The organism is Shigella sp. SIG6, assembly GCF_053555815.1.
Map to the genome: position 1 here is coordinate 1 of NZ_JBQZXC010000180.1, position 5,371 is coordinate 5,371.

Below are 5,371 nucleotides of genomic sequence, written 5' to 3' on the forward strand. Positions count from 1 at the left end.
ATAAATGAAACTTATAAATAACACCTTCCCCATAATAATAAAAATCAGCATAAGTACCCGAGGTAAATAAAATGATTCTGGACACCGTTGACGAAAAAAGGAAAGGTGTGCATACCCGCTATTTAATATTACTGATTATTTTTATTGTTACCGCCGTTAACTACGCCGATCGTGCAACGCTGTCTATTGCTGGTACCGAAGTGGCAAAAGAGTTGCAGTTAAGTGCGGTTTCGATGGGTTACATCTTCTCCGCTTTTGGCTGGGCCTACTTGCTGATGCAAATCCCCGGCGGCTGGTTGCTTGATAAGTTTGGCTCGAAAAAAGTTTACACCTACAGCCTCTTTTTCTGGTCGCTGTTCACCTTCCTGCAAGGCTTTGTTGATATGTTCCCGCTGGCCTGGGCAGGGATCTCCATGTTCTTTATGCGCTTTATGCTGGGATTCTCGGAAGCTCCATCATTCCCGGCGAACGCCCGTATTGTCGCCGCCTGGTTCCCGACGAAAGAACGTGGTACTGCCTCCGCCATCTTTAACTCGGCACAATATTTCTCGCTGGCGCTCTTTTCGCCTCTGCTTGGCTGGCTGACTTTCGCCTGGGGATGGGAGCACGTCTTTACCGTTATGGGGGGGATTGGTTTTGTGCTGACGGCGCTGTGGATCAAGTTGATTCATAACCCGACAGATCACCCACGTATGTCTGAGGAAGAGCTGAAGTTTATCTCTGAAAATGGCGCGGTGGTCGATATGGACCACAAAAAGCCGGGCAGCGCGGCAGCAAGCGGTCCCAAACTGCATTACATCAAGCAATTGCTCTCTAACCGCATGATGTTGGGCGTATTTTTCGGACAATATTTTATCAACACCATCACCTGGTTCTTCCTCACCTGGTTCCCGATTTATCTGGTGCAGGAAAAAGGCATGTCGATTCTGAAAGTGGGTCTGGTCGCCTCGATTCCGGCACTGTGTGGTTTTGCGGGCGGCGTGCTGGGAGGTGTCTTCTCGGATTATCTGATCAAACGCGGTTTATCCCTGACCCTGGCACGTAAGCTACCGATTGTGCTGGGAATGTTGCTGGCTTCTACCATCATCTTATGTAACTACACCAACAACACCACGCTGGTGGTCATGCTGATGGCGCTGGCTTTTTTTGGCAAAGGATTTGGTGCTCTGGGCTGGCCGGTGATTTCTGACACCGCGCCGAAAGAGATTGTTGGCCTCTGTGGCGGCGTCTTTAACGTCTTTGGCAATGTTGCCTCCATTGTCACTCCACTGGTGATTGGCTACCTGGTAAGTGAACTGCACTCTTTCAATGCAGCACTGGTTTTCGTGGGATGTTCAGCGCTGATGGCGATGGTCTGCTACCTCTTCGTAGTTGGCGACATTAAACGTATGGAATTGCAGAAATAAGCAAAGGTATAAGCGATGAATAACGATGTTTTCCCGAATAAATTCAAAGCCGCACTGGCTGCGAAACAGGTACAAATTGGTTGCTGGTCAGCACTCTCTAACCCGATTAGCACTGAAGTTCTTGGTTTGGCTGGGTTTGACTGGCTGGTGCTGGATGGCGAACATGCGCCAAACGATATCTCCACGTTTATTCCGCAGTTAATGGCCTTGAAAGGCAGCGCCAGCGCGCCAGTAGTGCGAGTGCCGACCAACGAGCCGGTAATTATTAAGCGTCTTCTGGATATCGGTTTCTATAACTTCCTGATTCCTTTTGTAGAAACAAAAGAGGAAGCAGAGCAGGCGGTGGCATCAACCCGTTACCCACCGGAAGGCATTCGCGGCGTCTCCGTTTCTCACCGCGCCAATATGTTTGGCACCGTGGCGGATTATTTCGCTCAGTCGAACAAGAACATCACTATTCTGGTCCAGATAGAAAGTCAGCAGGGCGTAGATAACGTCGATGCCATTGCCGCTACCGAAGGCGTAGACTGCATCTTCGTCGGCCCCAGCGATCTGGCCGCGGCATTAGGCCATCTCGGCAATGCATCACACCCGGATGTACAAAAAGCAATTCAGCACATTTTTAACTGTGCCAGCGCGCACGGCAAACCCAGCGGTATCCTCGCGCCGGTCGAAGCCGATGCGCGTCGTTATCTGGAATGGGGCGCGACGTTTGTGGCTGTCGGCAGCGATCTCGGCGTCTTCCGCTCTGCCACTCATAAACTGGCTGATACCTTTAAAAAATAACCACCACCGCAACAAGAGAGATGATTGATATGACTATGAAAGTTGGTTTTATTGGCCTGGGGATTATGGGTAAACCAATGAGTAAAAACCTTCTGAAAGCAGGTTACTCGCTGGTGGTTGCTGACCGTAACCCAGAAGCTATTGCTGACGTGATTGCTGCAGGTGCAGAAACAGCCTCTACGGCTAAAGCGATCGCTGAACAGTGCGACGTCATCATAACCATGCTGCCAAACTCCCCTCATGTGAAAGAGGTGGCGCTGGGTGAGAATGGCATTATTGAAGGCGCGAAGCCAGGTACGGTATTGATCGATATGAGTTCTATCGCACCGCTGGCAAGCCGTGAAATCAGCGAAGCGCTGAAAGCGAAAGGCATTGATATGCTGGATGCTCCGGTGAGCGGCGGTGAACCGAAAGCCATCGACGGTACGCTGTCAGTGATGGTGGGCGGCGACAAGGCTATTTTCGACAAATACTATGATTTGATGAAAGCAATGGCGGGTTCCGTGGTGCATACCGGGGCAATTGGTGCAGGTAACGTCACCAAACTGGCGAATCAGGTCATTGTGGCGCTGAATATTGCCGCGATGTCAGAAGCGTTAACGCTGGCAACTAAAGCGGGCGTTAACCCGGACCTGGTGTATCAGGCAATTCGCGGTGGACTGGCGGGCAGTACCGTGCTGGATGTCAAAGCGCCGATGGTGATGGACCGCAACTTCAAGCCGGGCTTCCGTATTGATCTGCATATTAAGGATCTGGCAAATGCGCTGGATACTTCCCACGGCGTCGGCGCGCAACTGCCGCTCACAGCTGCGGTTATGGAGATGATGCAGGCACTGCGAGCAGATGGTTTAGGAACGGCGGATCATAGCGCCCTGGCGTGCTACTACGAAAAACTGGCGAAAGTCGAAGTTACTCGTTAATGACGTCGTGCCCGGATGGCGTATTGCAATCCGGGCCTGGAATCCAGGCCGAATAAGAGAAACGCCCTCCGGCGTCATGTGGTAACAGGCATAGGTATGAAAATCGTAATCGCCCCAGACTCTTATAAAGAAAGTTTATCTGCCAGCGAGGTTGCGCAGGCGATAGAAAAAGGATTTCGGGAAATTTTTCCTGATGCACAGTACGTTTCTATTCCGGTTGCCGACGGTGGCGAAGGAACGGTGGAAGCGATGATTGCAGCCACCCAGGGTTCTGAACGTCACGCCTGGGTTACAGGGCCGCTGGGCGAGAAAGTGAATGCCAGTTGGGGGATCTCCGGCGATGGCAAAACCGCGTTTATTGAAATGGCGGCGGCCAGTGGGCTGGAGCTGGTACCTGCGGAAAAACGCGATCCACTCGTGACCACTTCACGCGGCACAGGCGAGTTAATCCTGCAGGCGCTGGAGAGCGGCGCGACAAACATTATTATCGGCATTGGCGGTAGCGCTACAAATGATGGCGGCGCAGGCATGGTACAGGCGCTGGGGGCGAAATTATGCGACGCCAACGGCAATGAAATTGGTTTTGGCGGCGGTAGTCTTAATACTCTGAATGATATTGATATTTCCGGCCTCGATCCGCGCTTAAAAGATTGCGTCATTCGCGTCGCTTGTGATGTCACCAATCCGCTGGTGGGCGATAACGGTGCATCGCGCATCTTTGGCTCACAAAAGGGAGCCAGTGAAGCGATGATTGTTGAGCTGGACAATAACCTCTCTCACTATGCCGATGTCATTAAAAAAGCGCTGCATGTTGATGTAAAAGATGTCCCCGGCGCAGGAGCTGCGGGCGGTATGGGTGCGGCGCTGATGGCGTTTCTTGGTGCGGAACTGAAAAGTGGTATTGAAATCGTCACTACGGCGCTGAATCTGGAGGAACATATTCACGATTGTACGCTGGTGATCACCGGTGAAGGGCGTATTGACAGCCAGAGTATTCACGGCAAGGTACCGATTGGCGTCGCAAACGTGGCGAAGAAGTACCATAAACCGGTGATTGGCATTGCGGGTAGCCTGACCGATGATGTTGGCGTTGTACATCAGCATGGCATTGATGCGGTCTTCAGCGTATTGACCAGCATAGGTACGTTGGACGAAGCATTCCGCGGGGCTTATGACAATATCTGCCGTGCTTCACGTAATATTGCCGCGACACTGGCGATTGGAATGCGCAACGCGGGGTGACAAGGGCGCGCAAACCCTCTATACTGCGCGCCGAAGCTGACCAGACAGTCGCCGCTTCGTTGTCGTCCTCTTCGGGGGAGACGGGCGGAGGGGAGGAAAGTCCGGGCTCCATAGGGCAGGGTGCCAGGTAACGCCTGGGGGGGAAACCCACGACCAGTGCAACAGAGAGCAAACCGCCGATGGCCCGTGCAAGCGGGATCAGGTAAGGGTGAAAGGGTGCGGTAAGAGCGCACCGCGCGGCTGGTAACAGTCCGTGGCACGGTAAACTCCACCCGGAGCAAGGCCAAATAGGGGTTCATAAGGTACGGCCCGTACTGAACCCGGGTAGGCTGCTTGAGCCAGTGAGCGATTGCTGGCCTAGATGAATGACTGTCCACGACAGAACCCGGCTTATCGGTCAGTTTCACCTGTTTTACGTAAAAACCCGCTTCGGCGGGTTTTTGCTTTTGGAGGGGCAGAAAGATGAATGACTGTCCACGACGCTATACCCAAAAGAAAGCGGCTTATCGGTCAGTTTCACCTGATATACGTAAAAACCCGCTTCGGCGGGTTTTTGCTTTTGGAGGGGCAGAAAGATGAATGACTGTCCACGACACTATACCCAAAAGAAAGCGGATTATCGGTCAGTTTCACCTGATGTACGTAATAAACCGTTCCGGCGGGTTTCAGATTGTTGAGTGCGCTTTATTCATGCCGGATGCTGCGTGAACGCCTTATCCTGCCTACAAAAGCACGCAAATTCAATATATTGCAGAGATGGCGTAGGCCTGATAAGCGTAGCGCATCAGGCATTTTTGCGGTTGCCATCAGTTTCAAACCCGCGTCGATAAGTTTTTGCTTTTGGTGCTCAGGGTAAGATGAATATCTACGGTATTAATAATAGACTTTGTAAGAAGTTATTAAGTCTATATTGCATTTAAAAGGTCGTAATTATACGTATAGTCCTCTCTGGTAAAATATTGATTCTCTGAGTTATATGCTTCATATGTGTTATATTCCCCGACCTCAAAGCCATTG

At 51.6% G+C, this 5,371-nt stretch carries 5 protein-coding genes and 1 other RNA gene; 5 read left to right on the plus strand and 1 reads right to left on the minus strand.

Features of this window, described 5'->3' with window-relative positions; genetic code table 11:
- Positions 1-71: 71 nt before the first annotated feature.
- From garP to rnpB, 5 genes are all read left to right on the plus strand, one after another.
- Positions 72-1,406, plus strand: a complete 1,335-nt coding sequence (garP, locus tag ACUU1M_RS18480) for a galactarate/glucarate/glycerate transporter GarP (RefSeq protein WP_000599645.1) — start codon at positions 72-74, stop codon at positions 1,404-1,406.
- A 15-nt stretch (positions 1,407-1,421) separates the two neighbouring features.
- Positions 1,422-2,192 carry a 2-dehydro-3-deoxyglucarate aldolase gene (garL, locus tag ACUU1M_RS18485; protein ID WP_001058216.1) on the plus strand — a complete coding sequence of 257 codons (771 nt, stop codon included), beginning with the start codon at positions 1,422-1,424 and terminating at the stop codon, positions 2,190-2,192.
- A 29-nt stretch (positions 2,193-2,221) separates the two neighbouring features.
- Positions 2,222-3,112: a 2-hydroxy-3-oxopropionate reductase gene (gene garR, locus ACUU1M_RS18490; RefSeq protein WP_152029034.1), complete on the plus strand. Its 891-nt coding sequence runs from the start codon at positions 2,222-2,224 to the stop codon at positions 3,110-3,112.
- A gap of 96 nt (positions 3,113-3,208) precedes the next feature.
- Positions 3,209-4,354, plus strand: a complete 1,146-nt coding sequence (gene garK, locus ACUU1M_RS18495) for a glycerate 2-kinase (protein WP_005076824.1) — start codon at positions 3,209-3,211, stop codon at positions 4,352-4,354.
- A gap of 32 nt (positions 4,355-4,386) precedes the next feature.
- Positions 4,387-4,763: RNase P RNA component class A (gene rnpB / locus ACUU1M_RS18500), an RNA gene on the plus strand.
- Positions 4,764-5,259: 496 nt separating this feature from the next.
- On the opposite strand, the gene ACUU1M_RS18505 is transcribed toward rnpB, so the two are convergent.
- The coding region (locus tag ACUU1M_RS18505; RefSeq protein ID WP_262825898.1) for a hypothetical protein at positions 5,260-5,371 on the minus strand (112 nt) is incomplete at its 5' end.

What these genes read in the sequence shown, in the direction of transcription:
- garP (WP_000599645.1), top strand. Translation starts at nt 72, where the DNA reads ATGATTCTGGACACCGTTGACGAAAAAAGGAAAGGTGTGCATACCCGC.
- garL (WP_001058216.1), top strand. Translation starts at nt 1,422, where the DNA reads ATGAATAACGATGTTTTCCCGAATAAATTCAAAGCCGCACTGGCTGCG.
- garR (WP_152029034.1), top strand. Translation starts at nt 2,222, where the DNA reads ATGACTATGAAAGTTGGTTTTATTGGCCTGGGGATTATGGGTAAACCA.
- garK (WP_005076824.1), top strand. Translation starts at nt 3,209, where the DNA reads ATGAAAATCGTAATCGCCCCAGACTCTTATAAAGAAAGTTTATCTGCC.